Raw genomic sequence first — 19,782 nt, 5'->3', positions numbered from 1 at the left:
GCATTCTTGCACCAAGCGCTTGCTCAAATCCGAAGGAGTGGCCGGTGAGTGGACCAGAGACCGACGCCCTGCATGCACAGTTGACGGCTTTCGTCGGCCAACAGGCCGAGCCAGACCGGGTCTCCCGGTACGCCGTCAACGAGGCGATGATCCGCAACTGGGTCGAGGCCCATGAGGACGAGAACCCCATCTATGTCGACGCCGGGGCCGCCGCTGCGACCGGCCGCGCCTCGGTGATCTGCCCGCCTGCCATGGCCTCCACGTGGGTGATGAGCGGGCTCAAGCGTTACCGCGAGGTGCAGCGGCTTCGAGCAGAGGGGGTCCAGGAGGACTTCGCCTACTCTCGGATGCTCGCGTTGCTCGACGAGCACGGCTACACCTCCGTCGTCGCCACCGACCTCGAGCAGAGCTACCTGCGCGAGATGGTGCCCGGCGACCGGATCCGCTGTGAGTTCACGATCGAGGCGGTCTCCCCGTTCAAGCAGACGGGCTTGGGGCACGGCTGCTGGATCACCCTGCTCAAGCGGTACGTCAACCAGCACGACGAGCTCCTCGTCGAGGAGCGGTTCAAGTTGCTGCGCTTCGACCCGACCCAGAAGAAGGCGGTGGCCTCGTGACCGGCATCCCCCATCTGATCCGTACCCAGGACAACAGCTTCTTCTTCGACGCGGCCGCCGCCGGCCGGTTGGAGATCCAGCGCTGCGTCACCTGCGGCGCCCTGCGCCACCCGCCCGGCCCGGCCTGTCCGGCCTGCCGCTCGTTCGCGTGGGACACGGTCGTCTCCAGTCGGCTGGGCACGCTCCACTCCTGGACGGTGCTGCACCACCCCAAGGACGACGCCTTCACCTATCCGCTCGGCGTCGCGCTGGTCGACCTCGAGGAGGGCACCCGGTTCGTCGCCGACATGAGTGGCTTCGACCTCGACGCCCTCGAGATCGGCATGGAGGTCGAGATCGGGTTCGGCGAGCATGCGCACGGCGAGATCCTGCCGCGCGTCTTCCCGCGAGGTGCCGCCGAGGGCGTGGCGACCGAGGCCGGGGGTGCGCAGTGAGCGACTTCCCGGCGTACGACGTGGGCACTGTGCTGCCCACGTTGGAGATCCCGCTCGACCGGACCACCATCGTGGCCACGGCGATCGCCTCTCAGGACTTCGAGGATGTGCATCACGATCCCGGCAAGGCCCAGGGTCGCGGGACCCCCGACATCTTCATGAGCATCAACTCCACCAACGGCTTCATCGACCGTTATGTCACCGACTGGGCCGGCCCGAACGGTCAGATCCGCAAGGTGTCGCTGCGGTTGGGGGTGCCGAACTTCCCCGGTGACGTGATGACGATGACCGGCGAGGTCGTCGCCGTTCGCCAGGCAGAGGCGCCGGGAGGGGCCGACGAGGTCGAGATCAAGGTCGTGGGCCGCAACTCCCAGGGGCCGCACGTGACAGCCACGGTCGTCGTGGCGCCGTACCGTCGAGAAGGAGCAGCACGATGAGCGGATTCGCCCGCCAGACCGCGATCGCCGGCATCGGCGCCACCGACTTCTCCAAGGACTCCGGGCGCAGCGAGTGGCAGCTCGCCTGTGAGGCGACCCTCGCCGCCCTCCAGGATGCGCAGATCGGCGTGGAGGAGGTTGACGGCTTCGCGCTCTTCACCATGGAGACCAACCCGGAGATCGCCGTCGCCCGCGCACTCGGCATCCCGGAGCTGAAGTTCTTCAGCCGGATCCCGCACGGTGGCGGAGGGGCCTGCGCGCCGGTCCAGCAGGCAGCGCTGGCGGTCTCCAGCGGTGTCGCCGACGTGGTCGTCGTCTACCGCGCGTTCAACGAGCGCTCCGGGCACCGCTTCGGTGCCGGACCGCCGCCGTTCGCCTACACCGCGAACACGGACCAGGAGTACCGGAACTGGATCAACCCCTACGGGCTGCTCACCCCGGCCCAGCAGGAGGCGTTCCTGGCCCGCCGCTACATGCATGAGTACGGCGCCACCTCCGAGGACTTCGGCCGCATCAGCGTGTTGTCACGCAAGCATGCGGCCAAGAACCCGAAGGCCTGGTTCTACGAGCGCCCGATCACGTTGGAGGACCACCAGAACTCCCGCATGATCGCCGACCCGATGCGACTGCTCGACTGCTGCCAGGAGAGCGACGGCGGGGTGGCGTTGGTCATCGTCAGTGCCGAGCGAGCCCGCGACCTGCCGCACCCACCGGCGATCATCGCCGGCGCGGCGCAGGGTGTCGGGCCGCAGCAGATCTCGATGAGCTCCTACTACCGCGACGACATCGACGCGATGCCGGAGGTCGAGCTCGTCGCCCGTCAGCTGTGGGCGCAGGCCGGCATCCGCCCCGACGACGTCGACGCAGCGATCCTCTACGACGCCTTCACGCCGATGGTGCTGCTCCAGCTGGAGGAGTACGGCTTCTGTGGCCGTGGCGAGGCTCCGGCCTTCATCCGCGACGGCCATCTCGAGCTCGACGGACGACTCCCGATCAACACGCACGGGGGCCAGCTCGGCGAGGGCTACATCCACGGCGTCAACGGCATCGCCGAGGGTGTCCGCCTGATCCGCGGCACCTCGGTCAACCAGCCCGGCAAGCAGCTCGACCACGTGCTCGTCACCGGCGGATCGCCGGTGCCGCACTCCGCGATCGTGCTTGCCACCGACCACTGAGCGGTCACTCCGCCCATCCCACCCAGCAAGGAGAGACATCCGTGACTGCAGAAGCCGCCGCGACCCCCGACGTGCTCACTGAGCGCATCACCTATGCCCGCGCCACCCACGGCCAGGCCGAGATCGACGCCGTCCTCGAGGTGCTGCACCGAGGCCATCAAGGCCTGCGCATCGGCCCGTCCGTCTTCGAGCTGGAGCGCCGCGTCCCCGAGCTCTCGGGCAAGAAGTACGGCGTGATGTGCAACTCGGGCTCGTCCGGGCTCTACCTGGCGGTCGAGCTGCTCGACCTGCCGAAGGGGAGCGAGGTGATCACCTCGCCGCTCACCTTCTCGACCGACGTCGCGCCGATCGTGCGGGCCGGGCTGGTGCCGGTCTTCGTCGACGTGCGGCCCAACACGTTCAACATCGACGAGGACAAGATCGAGGCGATGGTCACCGAGAACACCTCGGCGATCCTGGTGCCGAACCTGGCCGGCAACTGCCCCGACTGGGACAAGATCCGCGAGGTCGCGGACCGACACGGTCTCAAGGTCATCGAGGATTCGTGCGACGCCCTCGGTGCGACCCTGCGGGGCACCCCGACCGGAGCCCGCGCGGACATCTCGGTGACCAGCTTCTCGATGGCGCACATCATCACCTGCGCCGGCACCGGCGGCATGGTGATGATGGACGACGTGGAGACCCGTGACCGTGCGCTGCTGCTGCGTCGCTGGGGACGGCGCTCGGAGCCGAACCTCTTCGGCTCCGCTGCCGAGAACGGTGGCGGCCGGGTCTTCCGCGAGGATCTCGACGGCGTCGACTACGACAACGACTTCATCTTCGACGAGCTCTCCTGGAACTTCGAGCCGCAGGAGCTGGGGGCGGCGTACGGCGTCGTGCAGCTCAACAAGCTCGCGGAGAACTACCGAATCCGCAAGGCGACCTGGCAGGCCTACACCGATGCCTATGGCCGGTTCCCGCAGTTCTTCACCACGCCGGTGGAGACCGAGGGGCTCGACACCGCCTGGCTCTGCTACCCGGTGATGGTCAACGCCGACGCTCCCTTCACCCGTAGTGACCTGCAGGAGCACCTCGATGCGTGTGGCATCGACACGCGCACCGTCTGGAGCGGCAACATCGTCCGGCACCCGATGATGGCCGGCATCACGCACCGCGTGCCGGAGGAGGGTCTTCCGGAGGCGGACGCCGTCTTCGAGCGCGGCATGACGCTCGGCATGAGCCACGGGCTGCCTCCGGAGCACGTGCAGCGGATCGCGGACGCGATCGCGTCGATGGCGGAGAAGCACCTCTGATGGCCGGCGCTCGCTTCGCCGGCCGCCGGGCACTCGTCTCCGGAGCCAGCCGGGGGATCGGGGCCGCAGCCGTCGAGCGTCTGGCGGCCGAGGGTGCCGACGTCGTTGCGGTCGCGCGCACCTGGGAGCGCCACGACCACCTCGACGGCAACCTGAAGGAGGTTGTCGAGGGAGCGCGCCGGTACGGCACCACGGTCGAGGCGATCATGGCCGACCTCGCGTCGCCGGAGAGCCGCGCCGGGCTGGTCGGCCGTGCCGCCGAGGCGCTCGGAGGGCCGATCGACCTCCTGATCAACAACGCTGCGGCAGCGATGTACCAGCCGCTGGTCGACTACCCGTCGAAGCGCAGCCACCTGACGTTCGAGGTCAACGTGCATGCGCCGCTCGACCTGGCACAGCAGGCGATCCCGGCGATGGTGGAGCGCGGCGAGGGGTGGATCGTCAACGTCTCCAGTGCCACCGCCAACCTGCGTCCCGGCCCCCCCTTCCACCTGCCGCCGCCCGGGAGCCACATGGCCGTGTACGGCGCCTCGAAGGCCGCGCTCAACCGGCTCACCAACGGCCTCGGCGCCGAGCTCTACGGCACCGGAGTGCGCGTCAACACGGTGGAGCCGCGCTTCGGCGTGCTCACCGAGGGTGCTGCCGAGCTCGTCGGGGACAAGTTCGAGGCGGATGTCTTCGAGTCGATGGAGGAGATGGTCGAGGGGATGCTGGTGCTCTGCGACTGCGCTCCCGACCTGACCGGCGGGGTCCGGGTCAGCCTGGATCTCCTGGAGGAGCGCGACATCACCGCCCTGGGTCTGGACGCCCGCCCACGAGAAGGAGCAGGACGATGAGCACGCCGGTGCTGGTGGACATGGTCCGCACCCCGTTCGGCAAGCGAGAGGGATGGGTCTCCGGGCTGCATGCCACCGAGCTGCTCGGGCACGTGCAGCGTGGAGTGCTGGACCGCAACGGCGTGGACCCGACCGTGGTCGACCAGGCCATCGGCGGCTGCGTCACGCCCATCGGTGAGCAGTTCGGCAACATCACCCGCACCTCCTGGATGCATGCCGGGCTGCCCGCCGAGGTCGGATGCACCACCATCGACGCCCAGTGCGGGACCTCCTCGCAGGCGGTCCAGCTGCTGCTCGGCCAGGTCGCCTTCGGCGCCGTCGACGCTGGTGTCGCCTGCGGCGTCGAGGTGATGAGCAGGGTGCCGTTGACCTACAAGCAGGGCAGCGGACTCGGCACGCCGCGACCTGCCGACTGGTCGCTGAACACCCCCGACCAGTACACGGCCGCCGACCGGATCGCCGTACGTCGCGGCTTCGGTCGCGAGGATCTCGACGCCTTCGGGGTGCGCTCCCAGGAGCGGGCTGCCGCAGCCTGGGCCGCGGGGCGCTTCGACCGCCAGGTGCTGCCGGTGGAGGTGCCGCAGGCCGACGGCTCGACGATGCGGATCGAGCGCGACCAGGGGCTGCGCGCCAGCACGCTCGAAGGATTGGCCGGGCTGAAGCCGGTCAAGGAAGGCGGCCTGCACACCGCCGGCACTTCTTCGCAGGTCTCCGACGGGGCCAGCGCTGCCCTGATCACCTCGGCTGCCCGCGCGGCCGAGCTGGGCCTGACGCCGCGAGCCCGGGTGCTCGGCCAGACGGTCGTCGGCGGCGATCTGGAGTACATGCTCGACAACCCGATTCTCGCGGCTCGCAAGGTGCTCGACCGGGCCGGTGTCGCTCTCGCCGACATCGACGTCTTCGAGGTCAACGAGGCGTTCGCCTCGGTTCCGATGTCGTTCGCCCAGGTGCTGGAGATCGACCCGGAGCGCTTGAACGTCAACGGCGGGGCCATCGCACTGGGGCATCCCGCGGGCGCCACCGGCATCCGCCTGCTGGCCACCGCCGTGGAGGAGCTGGAGCGTCGCGACGCCGCGCTGGCCCTCGTCGCCATCTGCGCCTCCGCCGCCACAACCTGCGTCTTGCTCGAACGACTCTGAAAGGACGCTGCCATGCATCCCGAACTCTCCGCCGCCTCCCGGCGGCTGCGCCAGGAGCTGCGCGACTACTTCTCCTCGGTCATCAACGACGAGGACCGCGCCGCCCTGGTCGACCAGACCGAGGGTGGCCCCGTCTTCGACCGGATCTACCGGCAGATGGGCGCCGACGGCTGGCTCGGGTTGGGCTGGCCCGAGGAGTACGGCGGCCGGGGCGAGGACCCCGAGGCGCTCTACGTCTTCTACGACGAGGCACTGCGCGCGGGCGCGCCGCTGTCGCTGGTCACGCTCAACACCGTGGCACCGACCCTGATGGCCCACGGCACGGCCGAGCAGAAGGACTACTTCCTGCCCCGGATCCTCTCCGGCGAGCTCGTCTTCGCGATCGGCTACACCGAGCCCTCGGCCGGCACCGACCTCGCATCGCTCCAGACGCGCGCGGTGGTCGATGGTGACGACCTGGTGATCAACGGCAACAAGATCTTCACCAGTGCCGGCGTCTTCGCCGACTGGATCTGGCTGGCGGTACGCACCGATCCCGATGCGCCGCGCCACCAGGGCATCTCGGTGGTCCTGGTGCCGACCTCCTCGCCCGGCTTCTCGGTGACGGAGATCCACACGGTCGGCGGCATCTCCACCTCCGCGACCTACTACGAGGACGTGCGGGTGCCGCGCACCAACCTCGTGGGGGAGATGAACCAGGGGTGGGGTCTGGTGACCAACCAGCTCAACCACGAGCGGGTGGCCCTGGCCGCCCGCAACGGCATCGCCAACGAGCTGCTCGACGAGACGATCGCCTGGGCACGCTCACAGCCCCTCGGCTCCGGCACCCTGTACGACGTCCCGTGGGTCCGCTCGACCCTCGCCGAGGTCTACGCGCTGCTGAGCGCCGCGGACCTGCTCAGCCTGCGGCTGGTCTCCGACGTGGCCGCCAACACGCTGGCCGGTGGCGACTCCGCGGCCGCGAAGGTGTTCGGCACCGAGGCCGTCGTCACCAGCTACGGCCGCCTGCAGGACGTGCTCGGCGCCTACGGCCTGCTGCGTCCCGGCTCGCCGGGCGCTGCGGTCGCGGGCCGGGTGGAGACCCTGGCCCGCCGGGCGCAGAACAACACCTTCGGCGGCGGCACCAACGAGGTCATGCGCGAGATCGTCGCCGGCAAGACCCTCGGCATGACCCTCTCCGCCCGCCGCCGCTGACCCCCCACGTCGAGACGCCAACTTCAGCACGTCGAGACGCCAACTTCAGCGTCGCACCGTCACCCACACATGAGGTTTCCTGATGGACAGCACCATTGAAGAGATGAGCTTCACTCTCCCCGAGGACCACGCGGCGCTGGCGGCGTTGGCCGAGGAGATCTTCGCCGACCAGGCGTCCACCGAGCGCGTTGTGGAGGTGGAGCGCGCCGAGGGCGGGTTCGACCGCCGCCTGTGGAAGCTGTTGGCCGACTCCGGACTGCTCGCCGCCTGCCTGCCCGAATCCACCGGCGGTGGCGGGATGGGCGTACTCGGCCTGGTGACCATCGCCGAGCAGCAGGGGCGCAGGGTCGCGCCGGTGCCGTTCTGGTCGGTGGTGGCCGCGGCGGCCTGGCCGATCGCGGAGTTCGGCTCCGTGACGCTGAAGGAGCGGTTGCTCGACCGGATCCTGAGCGGGGACGCTCTCGTCGTCGGTGCCTTCGACGGTGTGGCCGGCGAGGTTGGCGTGACCGGGGTGCGTGACGCGGACGCGGTCGTCGTCGAGGGCACGGCCGTGGGCGTTCCGGCGGCGGCCGAGGCGGAGGCTGTCGTCGTTCCGGTGCGACTGGCCGACGGCACGACGAACGTGGTGGTCGTGGCCACGGGCGCCTCGGGAGTGACCGTGACGCCTGTTGCCGCGACTGGCCAGGGAAGCGCCGCGACGGTGCGCTTCCAGGGCGTCCGGGTGAGCAACGAGGACGTGCTCGACGGAGGCGACGTCGACGTGGCCGCCTGGACCCTGCAGCGCGCCCGACTCGCCCTCTGCGGCGTGCAGCTCGGCACCTGCGCCGAGGCACTGACGGCGACGGCGGCGTACGTCTCGCAGCGGGAGCAGTTCGGCCGCCCGATCTCGACCAACCAGGCGGTGGCGGTGCGCGCCGCCGATGCGCACCTGGACACGGAGGCGATCCGGCTGACCACGCTGCGTGCCGCCTGGCTGCTCGACTCCGGACGCGACCAGGAGGCGGAGTCCGCGGTGCTGGTCGCGAAGTTCTGGGCCGCACGCGGGGGACTGCGCGTGGTCCACGCGACCCAGCACCTCCACGGCGGCATCGGCGCCGACATCGACTACCCCATCCATCGCTACTTCCTCTGGGGGCGGCAGGCGGCCTTCAGCCTGGGTGGCTCCGACCAGCTCGCGGCTGAGCTGGGGGCCGTCCTCGAGTCGGCGCCTCCGATCGGCGCGCCGGCGTGACCGACCACGTCGCCGTCGTCACCGGTGCCGCCCGCGGCATCGGCCGTGCGATCGCGCGGCGGCTGGCTGCCGAGGGCATCGCGGTGGCTGCGGTCTCCCGCACCCGGCGCGGGGGCGACGGCGCGCTCGCCGGCTCGTTGGAAGAGACCGTGGCGCTGATCCGTGGAGCCGGCGGCAGGGCCGACGCCTTCGTCGTCGATCTGGGACGCCCCGATCTGGACCGGCCCGCGCTCATCGGGGAGGTCGAGCAGAAGCTGGGCGGCACCGTCGACATCCTCGTCAACAACGTCGCCGCGACCCGGCGCTACGACGTGCCGTTCGAGGAGATGACGCGCGCCTGGTTCCAGGACTCGGTGGAGACGAACGTCTGGAACACCTGGGACCTGATGCGGGCGGTGGTTCCCGGCATGCGACGCCGGGGTGCCGGCTGGGTGCTCAACATCTCCTCCCGTCAGGCCGGTCCTCGGGTCGGTCCACCCTTCGCCTTCCACCCGCTCGCCGGCTCGGTGCTGTACGGCGGCACGAAGGCGATGCTCGACCGGCTGACGACCGGGGCGGCGATGGAGCTGCATCCGCACGGGATCGCGGTCAACGCGCTCTCCCCCAACCGCGGGGTGGCGACCGAGCACGCCGCAGGGGTCGTGCCGGGGTGGCCCTCGGAGCCGGAAGAGACCATGGCCGAGGCGGCGCTGCTGCTGTGCACCGGCGACCCGGCGACACTCACCGGCCGGGTCGCCTACAGCCTGCCGCTGCTGCACGAGTTCCGGCGCCCGGTCCGCTCGGTCGACGGCTCCGACCTCGTCGCAGGCTGGCAGCCCGATGACCTCGACCCCTCGGGCTTCCTGCCCGACTACCTCCGCTTCGCCCCCGCGCCGCCGGTGCCGGAGAGCCTCCGCGAGGCTGTGCCCAGCGCTTGAGCGCGTTGGAGAAGGTCATGGCCTGCTGCGCACATGGGATGTGCTGCTTGCGACGGCCGATTCTTCTCCACCACGTACTGAGCCGACTGTGCTGGGGTCCCACTCAGCAACACTTTGCAACCACCCGCGACGGGGCGGCTGGATCATCGGGGCGGACGCCGTCATGCGCCGCCCTAGGCCCCCGGGCGACGTGCGGCCGTGCGCGGCCGACACGATCCGCTGCCACACGCTGTCGCTTCGAGTCCAGGAAGTCAGGACCCTCATGCCCATCGCCCTAGACGAAGACCTCCGCGCCCTCGCCGACTCGGTCGGTGGCCTCGCCGCTCGGCACGCCGCCACCGAAGACACGCGTGGACGCTTCGCCGACCTCGCTGCCGGCGTACGGCCGCCGGTGTGGCAGGTCCTGCTCGACAACGGCCTGCACGCCTTGCACCTCCCGGAGGAGGTCGGGGGAGCAGGCGTCGGACTGCCTGAGCTGGCGGTCGTCGCCGAGCAGTCCGGCACCGCGTTGCTTCCCGGCCCCTGGCTGCCCACGGTGACTGCGAGCGCCGCCCTGCTCCGCCTGGACCCGGCCCACGAGCTGGTGGCCGACTTCGCCGGAGGAGCCACCGGCGCCCTGGTGCGCGGCGGATTGACGGCTGAACCGGCCGGCGACGCCTGGAGGCTGCACGGCACCTCGGCTCCCGCGCTCGGGCTCGTCGGTGCGGACCACGCGCTCGTGGGCGCGCGGTCCGCGGCGGGCGAGACCCGCTGGTTCGTCCTGTCCGGCAGCGAGCTCGCCGACCGCGTCGAGGCAGGCGACGCCGTCGACCTCACCCGCTCCATCGGCCGGCTGCGGGCCGACGGACTCACGCTGCTCCCGCTGGCGACGACCGGCGACGTGGCGGTCGACCTCGTGATGGCCGCCCTGTACGGCGCCGAGGCGGCCGGAGTGTCGGCGTGGGCGCTGCGCACCGCCGTCGACTACGTGAAGACCCGGGTTCAGTTCGGGCAGCCGGTCGGTGCCTTCCAGGCGGTGCAGCACAAGGCGGCGATGATGCTGGTGCGCGCCGAGGTGGCAGCCGCCTCTGCCTGGGATGCGGCGCGAGCCGGTGGGGACGCCGCGGAGCAGCAGCAGCTCGCCGCGGCCCAGGCGGCCCTCAACGCCGTGGCACCGTCGGTCGACCTCACGCTCGACCTGGTCTCGCTGCTGGGTGGCATCGGCTTCACCTGGGAGCACGACGCGCATCTCTACCAACGCCGTGCGCTGTCGCTCGCCGCGCTCATCGGCACCACCGACTCGTGGGCCCAGCGGTTGGGCGAGCGCGCCATCGAGGTACGGCGCGACTTCTCGTTCCTCGACCCCTCGACGCTTCCGGAGCTGCGCGCGGAGGTCGGTCCGGTGCTCGACCGGGTCGCTGCCCTCACCGGCGCGGACGCCAACCAGACGTGGGCCCGGATCACGCCCGGGCCGATCGCCGACCTGCTCACCGAGGCGCGCCTGGTCTCACCGCACTACCCCGCGCCGTACGGACGGGATGCGGGGGTGCAGGAACAGGCGGTCATCGCCGACGAGTTCGAGGCGCGTGGGCTGACTCCGCCAAGCACCGTGATCGGCGAGTGGGTGCTGCCGACGCTGCTGGTGCACGGCAGCGCTGCGCAGCAGGAGCGCTTCATCGCGCCATCGCTGCGTGGCGAGATCATCTGGTGCCAGCTCTTCAGCGAGCCCGGCGCAGGCTCCGACCTGGCCTCGCTCAGCACCAAGGCCACCAAGGTCGACGGAGGCTGGCTGCTCAACGGCCAGAAGGTGTGGAACTCCGGTGCTCACGAGGCCCACTGGGGGGTCTGCCTGGCGCGGTCGGACGCCTCGGCGCCCAAGCACAAGGGCATCTCCTACTTCCTCGTCGACATGAGCTCGCCCGGTGTCGACGTGCGTCCCCTGAAGCAGTCGACCGGACGAGCGGAGTTCAACGAGGTCTTCCTCGACGACGTCTTCGTGCCCGACGACTGCCTGGTCGGCGCGCGTGAGCAGGGCTGGCGCCTGGCCGTCACCACGCTCGGCAACGAGCGGCTCAGCATGGGCGGGCGCCTGACCCACGGAAGCGCTGACCGCTTCCTGGAACTGCTCCAGGAGGAGCGCACCGACGTCGACCGTGCCGAGGTGCTGCGCGCCTTCGGGCGTTCGACCGCGCGCGAGATCGCCCTCTCGGCGCTCAACCTGCGCAGCATCCTGGCCCGGCTCTCGGGCCTCGAGATCGGTGCCGAGACGAGCGTGCAGAAGGTCTTCAACACGCTTGCTCAGAAGGACGGCTCCTTCGACCTGCTCCGCGTGCTCGGCCCGGAGGGTGCGGTGCTCGAAGGCGGCCACGCGATCGACCACATCGGCCTGCCGGCCGTTCTCTTCGGGGGAGGCACCACCGAGATCCAGCTCAACGTCATCGCCCAGCGCGTGTTGGGTCTGCCACGCTGAGCGAGACTGCGCCCATGGACCTGCGCACCCTTCGGTACGACGTCACGGACGGCATCGCCACGATCACGCTGGACCGCCCGGCCCGCCGCAACGCCTTCGGCAGCGGCATGGGTCGTGAGCTGGCCGAGGCGTACCGCCGGTGCGACCTCGACGATGACGTCAGGGTCGTCGTACTCACCGGGGCCCCGCCGGCGTTCTGCGCAGGTGCGGACCTGGAGGCCGGTACGGAGACGTTCGCCGGCACGGGGGAGGGCTTCAGCGCTGCGGGCGTACGCTTTCCCGCCTTCCGGGTGCGCAAGCCCGTGCTGGCCGCGGTCAACGGTCATGCGATCGGCATCGGCCTGACGCTGGCGCTCCAGTGCGACGTGCGGGTGATGGCAGCGGACGCGAAGTACGGCGTCGTGCAGGCTCGACTCGGACTGCTCGGCGACGCCTACGTGCACTGGGTGCTGCCGCGTCTCGTCGGGGTCTCCCGGGCCGCGGAGCTTCTCTTCACGGGCCGCACCTTCGACGGCCGCCAGGCCGAGGCATGGGGGCTGTGCAGCCAGGTCCAGCCGGCCGCCGAGGTGCTCCCGGCGACGTTGGCGATCGCGACGGAGATGGCTGAGGCCGCGCCGATGTCGTTGGCGGCCAGCAAGCAGACGCTGTGGGCCTCGCTCGCTCGTGACGCCGCCGAGGTGGAGCGGCTGGAGACGCATTGGCACGAGGTGCTGATGGCGCACGACGACGTGCGCGAGGGCATGCGGGCGGCGCTGGAGCGCCGCCCGGCTCGGTGGACCGGGCGGGTCAGCGACCTGCCCTGACGGTCACGGCCTCGGCGCCCGGATCCGCGGCGACGTTTGTCGGCCACCGGTGACAGCGGCCCCGCAACGCGCAGACGGTGCCGCTGCGCGAGGCAGCGGCACCGTCGACGGAGACGAGGGTCAGCTCTTCCAGGTCTTGGAGTAGAGCACCATCGAGTTGGCGGCACCGGTCACCGCGCGGACGTTCTCGTTCCAGACCACCGTCTCGGCGTAGGGACCGAAGACGAGGAACGGCACATCGGCGTTGACCTGCTGCTGGATGCGGTCCATCACCGCCTTCTGCTCCTCGTAGCTGGGCGCTACCTGGAACTCCTCGAGCAGCGCGTCCATCGCCTTGCTGGTGTAGGAGCCGTAGAGCTGGTTGCCGGTGCTGTGCATGATCGCGAACATCTTGGGGATCGGGTCGGACTCGCGGAAGGAGTGTCCCCATGCCGAGACGTCGTAGTCCCGGTCGATGACGACCTTGTTGATCAGATCGGCGACGGTGCGCATGAGGTCGATCTCGACCTCGAAGCCGACCGCCTCCAGGAGCGCCTTCACGGCCAGAGCGGTGTCGCGCGAGGCAGGGTCGGAGCCGTCGACGTAGTGGATCTTGCCGTCGAAGCCGTCGGCCTTGGCCTGCTCCAGCAACTCCTTGGCGGCGTCCGGGTCGTAGGCAAGCCCCTCGGTGTCGCCGTGCCAGCGCGAGTACCCCGGGAAGATCGTCGGGCTGCCGCCGCCCGCGCCCTTGAAGGCGCGCTCGGTGAGCAGCTGCGTGTCGATCGCCAGCTGCATCGCCTTGCGGACCCGCGGGTCCTCGCCGGGGCGCCCTTCGGAGGCGTTGATGAGTGCGCTGTTCTGCGCGGCGGTCATGTTGACGTAGGCATGCGGCTTCGACTTGAGCACGTCCTCGACCTGGTCGGGCTCACGCACGAAGGCGACGTCGATCTCGCCCTTGCGCTGCGACTCCAGTGCGGTCAGTGCGCTGGGCAGGTAGACGAACTTCACGGAGTCCAGGTGCGGCTTGCCGTCCCAGTAGTCGGCGCGGGCGTTGAGCGTCAGTGACTCCTGAGGTGCCCACGGGCCGAGGGTGAACGGCCCCGCCCCGATCGGCTTGAAGCTCTCTCCCTCGCCGGACTTCTCTCCGACGACCATCCCCGGACCGGTGGAGAGGATGCCCGGGAACTGTGCCCACGGCTTCGCCAGGGTGTAGACCACCGTGCTCGGATCCGGCGTCTCGACCTTCGTCACGTTCGCCTTCCACAGGGCCGACTCGGGCCCGGACAGCGCGACGTACCGCTCCTGGCTGCGCTTGACGGCGGCTGAGTCGAGGGTGCTGCCGTCAGAGAAGAGGACGCCGTCGCGCAGTCGGAGGGTCCAGGTGACGTTGTCGTCGGACTCCAGCGACTCCGCGAGCTGCGGCACGAAGGTGGTGTCGCTCGCCTCGTAGCGCATCAGGGTGTCGTAGATGTTCAGCATCTCCGAGCCGCCGGTGGTGAGCGCGGCGATGGTGACGGCAGGATCGAGCGAGCGCGGCTCGGCGAAGGAGGCCATAGTCAATGTGCCGCCGTCGACGGGGTCCCCGGCCTTGTCGGTGCCGATGTAGCCCTCGGTGATCGAGCTGAGATCGACCGCCTCGCGCTTCGGGCCACCGCCCGAGGTCGCCGACGAGCAGCCGGCCACCAGCAACGTGGCGAGCCCGGCAGCGAGCAGCGCCTGGACTCTCTTGGTTCTGCGTCGGATCATCCGACTCTCCTGTCGTGTCGCCCCGAGGGGCCGGTTTGTTGTTGATCTGCACGGCCGTGTGCCGTGCGGTGCCCGAGACGTTGGGTGGGTCAGGAGACCCGGTCGAGTGGAGCCTCGGCGGGGTACGCCGTCGGTGCGACCGCGTACGCCGTGGCGAGGGTCTTGACGAACTCGTCGTCGTGCAGGGGGTCGCTCGGCTCGGTGAAGCGGATGCCGCGAGCCCGGAGATCGCGGATCAACAGGTTGAAGACGGTCTCGAGGTCCAGGTCGTCGGTGTGGTCGTAGTAGCGCGACACCTCTGCCAGGTCCCGGAAGACCCGGGCGCCGTAGTGGAAGAGGAAGCGCATGTCCCGCACCGGATGCCGCGCGATCACCTGGTCGCCGTTGCGGATCACCCAGTGCTGGGGGTCCTCCGCCGCGATCACGCTGTCGAGCCGGAACTCGGGCGGGTTCGCACGGCGCTGGACGGGTCCGCTGGCTTCGCCGCGGTGGAACATCCGCGGGTTGTGGACGACGACCGCGTCGTTCCAGAAGGGCGCGGCGATGCGCTGTGGGGGTGCTGCGGGGCCCTCGGGCCAGTAGGTGAACCCGCCGTCGACCTCTGAGCGGTAGAAGTAGGTGATCACCTGGCCGGTGGGGACCTCCCAGCGATCGAAGAGGCCGGACTTGGCCATCACGGCGCTCAGCCACACGGGCACCTTCATCATGTCCATGCCACGCCACACCTGTGGATCGAAGTGACCGGCGTCGAGGCTGTGCGCCGGAGCCCTGAGGTTGAAGAAGAACTGCGCCGGGATCGCATACGGCGCACCGAACATCTCCTTCACGAGGTTCAGCAGCCTGGTGCTGTAGAAGACGTCCTGGATCTCCTCGTGCAGCGCCACCGCCTGCTGGGCGAAGTAGCCCCGGAAGGTGGGCGTGATGAGGTCGCTCAACGAGAGCTCGGTAGCGGGCCGGCCTGCGCCGGCGACCGCGAGGAACTCCTCCGCGCTGGAGAAGGTCTGAGCGGCGATCGACTGCCACGGGCCCTTCTCCTGGAGGACGCCGAAGAGCCGGTCGAGCTCGTCGGGTGTGTAGAGGTCGGGGACCAGGCGCGGGGCGGCGACCGGCGTGAAGGCCTGCTGGGCGCGAGCGATGTCCATCAACGCTCCTCTCGATAACTGAAACAAGGTTCTAGTTAGTGGCGCGTGTCACGGTAGTTGCGAGGTCCGTTGGCTGTCGCTTCGGTTCCACTGGGCTGGAGTGAGAGGTGCGGTAGCGGTTGCAGGATGCATGGGCAGTAGCACGGAGAATCCGAGAACCACGTTCCGGTTGTGTTGCTAGGGTGCGCGCCATGCCCTCCACTGCCGACCGCCCGCTCGATATCGAGCCGTTGACCGCCAGTCAGCGCTTGCGACGGACGGCGGTGACCCGTGCGGTGCTCGACCTGCTCGAGGGCCTGCCGTCGGAGCAGATCCAGATGCGTGAGGTCTCCGCGCGCTCCGGCGTCGCACTGGCGACGGTCTACCGCTACTTCCCGACGAAGGAGCAGCTCCTTGCGGCCGCCATGGCGGCATGGAACGACCACCACGTCGAGCGCTTCAAGAAGCGCCGTGCGGCGATCGACTTCAGCACGCCTGCGGCGGAGCGGGCGCTGGTGCTGGCCAGCGCCAACCTCGGCGTCTATCGCCACCGGCCGCACCACGCCCGCTTGGAGATCGAGCTGCACGCCTCAGCGGATCCCTACGTCATCGAGACGCTGGAGCAGCGTGCGGTCAACAACCGGGCCACTCTCTTCGAGCTCATTCCCGACGTCAGCCCCGACGTGGCCCGGGTGGCGTCGCTGGCGATCGGCGGCACCCTCTTCACCGCGTTGGCGCTCTGGACGACGGGTCGGATCAGCTTCGCCCGCGCGCAGGCCAACATCACCGATGTCGTGCGGCTGACGCTGGCGCCACGCCTGACGACCTAGGAGGTCGCCTGGGCGTCGACAGCGCCCCCTGGCGGAACCTCCAGGCGTGGCCCGAGGTTTCGGTGGGCTCCTGCGAGGCTTTCCAGCCCGGACCGGTTCAGGTCCATTGGGGCGTACGCCGCTCCAGGAAGGCCTGCGCACCCTCGCGGGCGTCGGGTCCGGCGAGGACCTCGGTCACCGCGGCATCGACGTGGCTCCATGCCTCGGCCGCGGAGAGGTCGGTGGCGTCGCGGAGCAGGCCACGGGTGAGCCGCACCGCATGGGGGCTGTTGGCGGCGATGGTGGTGGCGAGCGCCAGTGCTCGGGGCAGCACCTCGTCTGCCGGGACGACGTGGTTGACCAGGCCCAGCGCGTGGGCCCGCGTCGCGTCGATCGCCTCGGCGGTCAGCGCCAGCTCGAAGGCCACCGCGCGGGGGATGCGCAAGGGCAGGAACGTCCCGCCCGCCCCCGCGACCAGGCCTCGGGCCACCTCCGGCAGGCCGAAGCGAGCGTGGGGGGCGGAGATCACCAGGTCGCACGCCAGCATGAGCTCGAAGCCCCCGGCGACCGCGGTGCCGTTGACGGCCGCGATGAGCGGCTTGGTGCTGCCGTCGGTCAGCAGCCGCTTGTAGGTGGAGGTCTCGGGTCGCGTCGTCGGCGCGCCGGGCTCGCTGCTGCTGACCCGGGTGAGGTCCATGCCCGCGCAGAAGGCACGGTCGCCGGTGCCGGTGAGGACGATGGCCCGCACGGCAGGGTCCGCCTCGTGAGCCTCGAGGGCGTGCACGATGCCGTCGATCATCGCGGCATTCAGCGCGTTGCGCTTCTCCGGCCGATCCAAGGTGATGAGGCCGACCGGGCCGTCGGTGTGGGCAGTGACAGTCACGAGGTGACCTCCAGAAACTCGATCCAGTTGCGGTCCGGGTCCTCGACTGCGGCAGCGCGCATGCCGGGACCTACGGGGGTGGGTCTCATCGCCACGCGGTGGCCGGCCTGCCGGCAGGCCTCCGCGAGGTCATCGAGGGCGTGCACGTTCAGGGTGAGGTAGCGCATGCCGGTCACGCCGGCACGGAGCCCGCCCGCGGGTGAGGCGCCGGTGGGCGGGCGCAGGGGCGCCACCAGCTTGAGGGTGCTCGCGCCGAGGTCGAGCAGCAGCAGGCGGCCGACCTCGGGCACCTCGAGATCGCCGCGCACCGGGAGGCCGAGCAGGTCGCGATAGAAGCCGAGCGAGGCGTCGAGGTCGGAGACGACCAGGCCGATGTCGAGGTGGGGACGGGCCAGCTGCATCATCGGGCCGCCTCCCGCGCTGCGAGACGGGCATCGCGGATGGCGGAGCGTCGTACCTTGCCGGCGTCGTCGCGCAGCTGGTCGGTGACGAACTCGAACCGGCGGGGGACCTTCACCCGGGCGAGACGCTCGCGCAGGTAGGCCCGCAGCTCCTGGTCGGGATCCTGCGCCTCCCACTCCGGCGCCAGTTGTACGACGGCATGGACGTACTGCCCGAGGTCTTCGTCGGGGAGCCCGATCACCACGGCGCCCACCACGTGGGGGTGGGCCTCCAAGGCGCCCTCGATCTCCGCCGGATAGACGTTGACGCCACCGGAGACGATCATGTCGGTGCGGCGATCGGTCAGGTGCACGTAGCCGGTATCGTCGATGAAGGCCAGGTCGCCGTAGCCTCGCCACTCCCCGGCCGGGTCCGGTTGGCCGATGTAGGCATGATGACCGGTGCCGCGAGTGCGGAAGACGAGCTCGCCGATCTCGCCGGCGGGCACGTCGCGGCCCTCCGCGTCGATCACCCGCACGTCGTCGTCGGCACGGCCGATGGCACCCGGGTGGGCCACCGCCTCGTCGCCGGTGATCCGCAGGCCGCCCTGCTCCTCCGTGCCGCCGTACCACTCCAGGACGCGGTCGGAGCCGAGCCAGGCCATCCACTCCTGCTTGAGCCAGGTCGGCCAGGGGGCGCCGGTGCTGAAGAGCAGGCGCAGCCGGCTCAGGTCCGTGCTCGCTCGTGCTTCGTCGCCGAGGCGCCAGATCCGGTGGGTCATCGTCGGGACGAGGAAGGTCCAGGTGACCTGCTGCTCCTCCAGGAGGAGGAGCGCCTCAGCGGCGTCGAACCGCTCCGCGATGACGACGGAGGCGCCGGTGATCAGGCCAGCGGTGGTGAAGATGAACGGGCCCTGGTGATACAGCGGACCGGGCACGAAGACGGTGTCGGAGCCGCGGATCGTGTAGCGCTCGGTGGCCGGGTCTGCGGCGGCGGGCACGCCGGCCAGGATCAGCTTCGGCCGACCGGTGCTGCCGCCGGAGCCGATCAGCTTCCACGGGTGCGTACCGGTCGGTGCGTCGAGGTCGATGGCCGGGTCGGTCTCGGCGGCGAGCGCGGTGGGGGCCAGGGAGCGCCACCTCGGGTCGGGGTCGCCGACGACGAGCGCGGGGGAGGCAAGCTCGAGAAGTGCGCTGCGTTCGGCGTCCGGCAGGTGGCTGGCGAGCGGGAACGGGACCGCGTCCAGACGCCAGGCGGCGAAGGTGGTGACCAGGAAGGCGATGCCGTTGGGCAGGGCGATCGCGACCGTGTCGCCGGCCCGCACTCCGCTTGCCTGCAGGTGTCGTGCGGCGCGCTCCACGGCATCGGCGAACTCGCGACGGGTCAGCGACGTGGCTCCGCACCGAAGCGCGAGCCGGTCGGGATCCGCGGCGGCGTGATGGGCCGGGATCAGTCCGAGAGGAAGTGCGGTCACCGGCCGAACACCGTCCCGCCGTTGAGGTGGATGACCTGGCCGTTGACCAGGCCGCCGTCGTCGGAGGCGAGCCACGTCACGGCTGCGCCGACCTCCTCGGGCCGGCCGAGCCGCTTGATCGGTACCGAGTTGATGAGCCGGTCGACGCTCGGGTCGCCAGCGCGGGCGACGCCCTCCATCAGGCCGAGCGCCAGCGAGTTGGCGGTGATCCCGGCCGGGCCGTACTCGACCGCGAGATGTCGCACCAGGCTCTCGCCCCCGGCCTTCGCTGCGCCGTACGCCGCGACGCCGATGGCGAGGCCCCGACTCGAAGCGCCCGAAGAGATCTGGACGATCCGGCCCCAGCCGGCCTCGACCTGGCCGGGCAGCACCAGCTGGGACAGGTGCATGAAGGCGGCAAGGTTGAGGGAGAGCTGCAGCTGCCAGTCCGCCTCGGGCATCTCGGCGAAGCGGTTCGGGCGACCTCCGCCGGGCGGGACCCCCGCGTTGTTGACCAGGATGTCGACCCGACGGTCCTGCAGGGCGGCTGCGACCGCCCCGCGGTCGGTGACGTCGAAGGGCAGCGCCTCGGCGTGCTCGATCTCCTCTGCCGTCTGGCGAGCGCGGTCGGCGTCCAGGTCGTTGACGAGGACCCGGGCGCCGGCGGCCGAGAGACGCGCGGCGATGCCGCGGCCGACACCTTGGCCGGCGCCGGTGACGAGGGCGGTTCTGCCTTGCAGGACTGGGGGATGGGCGGCCATCGGTGCGGCAACCTCCGTCGGATCGGTGGCGGGACGCAGGGGAGCGTCTTGGCGATAGCGGCGATCATGCGCAGCAAACTGGAACCGGGTTCTCGTTGTTCCCGTCAGGCGGGAGCAGTCCGCCA

At 70.6% G+C, this 19,782-nt stretch carries 19 protein-coding genes; 13 read left to right on the top strand and 6 right to left on the bottom strand.

Going from position 1 to position 19,782, the window contains the following annotated elements; all coding sequences use genetic code 11:
- Positions 1–44 precede the first annotated feature (44 nt).
- The 12 genes from DNK54_RS10340 (at position 45) to DNK54_RS10285 (ending at position 12,524) form a co-directional block, all read left to right on the top strand.
- Positions 45–617 carry an FAS1-like dehydratase domain-containing protein gene (locus DNK54_RS10340; RefSeq protein WP_204164509.1) on the top strand — a complete coding sequence of 191 codons (573 nt, stop codon included), beginning with the start codon at positions 45–47 and terminating at the stop codon, positions 615–617.
- Complete coding sequence (locus DNK54_RS10335; RefSeq protein WP_110206868.1) at positions 614–1,051, top strand: Zn-ribbon domain-containing OB-fold protein; 438 nt, start codon at positions 614–616, stop codon at positions 1,049–1,051. Before DNK54_RS10340 ends, DNK54_RS10335 begins: the two co-directional genes overlap by 4 nt.
- Positions 1,048–1,488, top strand: a complete 441-nt coding sequence (locus tag DNK54_RS10330) for a hotdog family protein (RefSeq protein ID WP_110206867.1) — start codon at positions 1,048–1,050, stop codon at positions 1,486–1,488. The genes DNK54_RS10335 and DNK54_RS10330 overlap by 4 nt, the downstream gene beginning before the upstream one ends.
- Positions 1,485–2,663: a lipid-transfer protein gene (locus tag DNK54_RS10325; protein ID WP_110206866.1), complete on the top strand. Its 1,179-nt coding sequence runs from the start codon at positions 1,485–1,487 to the stop codon at positions 2,661–2,663. Before DNK54_RS10330 ends, DNK54_RS10325 begins: the two co-directional genes overlap by 4 nt.
- A gap of 41 nt (positions 2,664–2,704) precedes the next feature.
- Complete coding sequence (locus tag DNK54_RS10320) at positions 2,705–3,955, top strand: DegT/DnrJ/EryC1/StrS family aminotransferase (protein ID WP_204164508.1); 1,251 nt, start codon at positions 2,705–2,707, stop codon at positions 3,953–3,955.
- Entirely contained in the window at positions 3,955–4,791 is an 837-nt protein-coding gene (locus DNK54_RS10315; RefSeq protein WP_110206865.1) for an SDR family NAD(P)-dependent oxidoreductase, read from the top strand. Before DNK54_RS10320 ends, DNK54_RS10315 begins: the two co-directional genes overlap by 1 nt.
- Positions 4,788–5,930 carry a steroid 3-ketoacyl-CoA thiolase gene (locus DNK54_RS10310; protein ID WP_110206864.1) on the top strand — a complete coding sequence of 381 codons (1,143 nt, stop codon included), beginning with the start codon at positions 4,788–4,790 and terminating at the stop codon, positions 5,928–5,930. Before DNK54_RS10315 ends, DNK54_RS10310 begins: the two co-directional genes overlap by 4 nt.
- A 12-nt stretch (positions 5,931–5,942) precedes the next feature.
- Entirely contained in the window at positions 5,943–7,124 is a 1,182-nt protein-coding gene (locus DNK54_RS10305) for an acyl-CoA dehydrogenase family protein (RefSeq protein WP_110206863.1), read from the top strand.
- Positions 7,125–7,206: 82 nt separating this feature from the next.
- Positions 7,207–8,355: an acyl-CoA dehydrogenase family protein gene (locus DNK54_RS10300; RefSeq protein WP_204164507.1), complete on the top strand. Its 1,149-nt coding sequence runs from the start codon at positions 7,207–7,209 to the stop codon at positions 8,353–8,355.
- A complete protein-coding gene (locus DNK54_RS10295; RefSeq protein WP_110206862.1) occupies positions 8,352–9,272 on the top strand; it encodes an SDR family NAD(P)-dependent oxidoreductase in 921 nt (306 codons plus the stop codon). Before DNK54_RS10300 ends, DNK54_RS10295 begins: the two co-directional genes overlap by 4 nt.
- Positions 9,273–9,534: 262 nt before the next feature.
- Entirely contained in the window at positions 9,535–11,721 is a 2,187-nt protein-coding gene (locus DNK54_RS10290; RefSeq protein ID WP_110206861.1) for an acyl-CoA dehydrogenase family protein, read from the top strand.
- Between the two features lie 14 nt (positions 11,722–11,735).
- Positions 11,736–12,524, top strand: coding sequence for an enoyl-CoA hydratase/isomerase family protein (locus tag DNK54_RS10285; protein WP_110206860.1), 789 nt, complete (start codon positions 11,736–11,738; stop codon positions 12,522–12,524).
- A 120-nt stretch (positions 12,525–12,644) separates the two neighbouring features.
- On the opposite strand, the gene DNK54_RS10280 is transcribed toward DNK54_RS10285, so the two are convergent.
- Together DNK54_RS10280 and DNK54_RS10275 are read right to left on the bottom strand one after the other, a co-directional pair.
- Positions 12,645–14,249, bottom strand: coding sequence for an ABC transporter substrate-binding protein (locus DNK54_RS10280; RefSeq protein WP_110206859.1), 1,605 nt, complete (start codon positions 14,247–14,249; stop codon positions 12,645–12,647).
- Positions 14,250–14,338: 89 nt separating this feature from the next.
- Positions 14,339–15,391, bottom strand: coding sequence for a hypothetical protein (locus DNK54_RS10275; RefSeq protein WP_110206858.1), 1,053 nt, complete (start codon positions 15,389–15,391; stop codon positions 14,339–14,341).
- A gap of 191 nt (positions 15,392–15,582) precedes the next feature.
- On the opposite strand from DNK54_RS10275, the gene DNK54_RS10270 reads away from it, so the two are divergent.
- Complete coding sequence (locus tag DNK54_RS10270; protein WP_110206857.1) at positions 15,583–16,200, top strand: TetR/AcrR family transcriptional regulator; 618 nt, start codon at positions 15,583–15,585, stop codon at positions 16,198–16,200.
- 97 nt (positions 16,201–16,297) lie between these two features.
- On the opposite strand, the gene DNK54_RS10265 is transcribed toward DNK54_RS10270, so the two are convergent.
- Genes DNK54_RS10265 through DNK54_RS10250 form a run of 4 tightly spaced genes read right to left on the bottom strand, consistent with a single transcriptional unit; the run spans position 16,298 to position 19,657 of the window.
- Positions 16,298–17,062: an enoyl-CoA hydratase/isomerase family protein gene (locus DNK54_RS10265; RefSeq protein WP_110206856.1), complete on the bottom strand. Its 765-nt coding sequence runs from the start codon at positions 17,060–17,062 to the stop codon at positions 16,298–16,300.
- Complete coding sequence (locus tag DNK54_RS10260; RefSeq protein WP_110206855.1) at positions 17,059–17,466, bottom strand: VOC family protein; 408 nt, start codon at positions 17,464–17,466, stop codon at positions 17,059–17,061. Before DNK54_RS10260 ends, DNK54_RS10265 begins: the two co-directional genes overlap by 4 nt.
- On the bottom strand, positions 17,463–18,917 hold the full coding sequence (locus DNK54_RS10255; RefSeq protein WP_162602393.1) for an AMP-binding protein: 1,455 nt from the start codon (positions 18,915–18,917) through the stop codon (positions 17,463–17,465). Before DNK54_RS10255 ends, DNK54_RS10260 begins: the two co-directional genes overlap by 4 nt.
- A complete protein-coding gene (locus tag DNK54_RS10250) occupies positions 18,914–19,657 on the bottom strand; it encodes an SDR family NAD(P)-dependent oxidoreductase (RefSeq protein WP_110206853.1) in 744 nt (247 codons plus the stop codon). Before DNK54_RS10250 ends, DNK54_RS10255 begins: the two co-directional genes overlap by 4 nt.
- Positions 19,658–19,782: the final 125 nt, after the last annotated feature.

It is taken from the genome of Nocardioides daejeonensis, from assembly GCF_003194585.1.
GTDB lineage: Bacteria > Actinomycetota > Actinomycetes > Propionibacteriales > Nocardioidaceae > Nocardioides > Nocardioides daejeonensis.
Note: the sequence above shows the minus strand (reverse complement) of the source record. Positions and strands in the feature narration are given on the sequence as shown.

Excerpts from the sequence above, each read along its gene's own strand:
- DNK54_RS10325 (WP_110206866.1), top strand. The coding sequence starts at position 1,485 with ATGAGCGGATTCGCCCGCCAGACCGCGATCGCCGGCATCGGCGCCACC.
- DNK54_RS10315 (WP_110206865.1), top strand. The coding sequence starts at position 3,955 with ATGGCCGGCGCTCGCTTCGCCGGCCGCCGGGCACTCGTCTCCGGAGCC.
- DNK54_RS10310 (WP_110206864.1), top strand. The coding sequence starts at position 4,788 with ATGAGCACGCCGGTGCTGGTGGACATGGTCCGCACCCCGTTCGGCAAG.
- DNK54_RS10305 (WP_110206863.1), top strand. The coding sequence starts at position 5,943 with ATGCATCCCGAACTCTCCGCCGCCTCCCGGCGGCTGCGCCAGGAGCTG.
- DNK54_RS10300 (WP_204164507.1), top strand. The coding sequence starts at position 7,207 with ATGGACAGCACCATTGAAGAGATGAGCTTCACTCTCCCCGAGGACCAC.
- DNK54_RS10290 (WP_110206861.1), top strand. The coding sequence starts at position 9,535 with ATGCCCATCGCCCTAGACGAAGACCTCCGCGCCCTCGCCGACTCGGTC.
- DNK54_RS10285 (WP_110206860.1), top strand. The coding sequence starts at position 11,736 with ATGGACCTGCGCACCCTTCGGTACGACGTCACGGACGGCATCGCCACG.
- DNK54_RS10280 (WP_110206859.1), bottom strand. The coding sequence starts at position 14,249 with ATGATCCGACGCAGAACCAAGAGAGTCCAGGCGCTGCTCGCTGCCGGG.
- DNK54_RS10275 (WP_110206858.1), bottom strand. The coding sequence starts at position 15,391 with ATGGACATCGCTCGCGCCCAGCAGGCCTTCACGCCGGTCGCCGCCCCG.
- DNK54_RS10270 (WP_110206857.1), top strand. The coding sequence starts at position 15,583 with ATGCCCTCCACTGCCGACCGCCCGCTCGATATCGAGCCGTTGACCGCC.
- DNK54_RS10260 (WP_110206855.1), bottom strand. The coding sequence starts at position 17,466 with ATGATGCAGCTGGCCCGTCCCCACCTCGACATCGGCCTGGTCGTCTCC.
- DNK54_RS10250 (WP_110206853.1), bottom strand. The coding sequence starts at position 19,657 with ATGGCCGCCCATCCCCCAGTCCTGCAAGGCAGAACCGCCCTCGTCACC.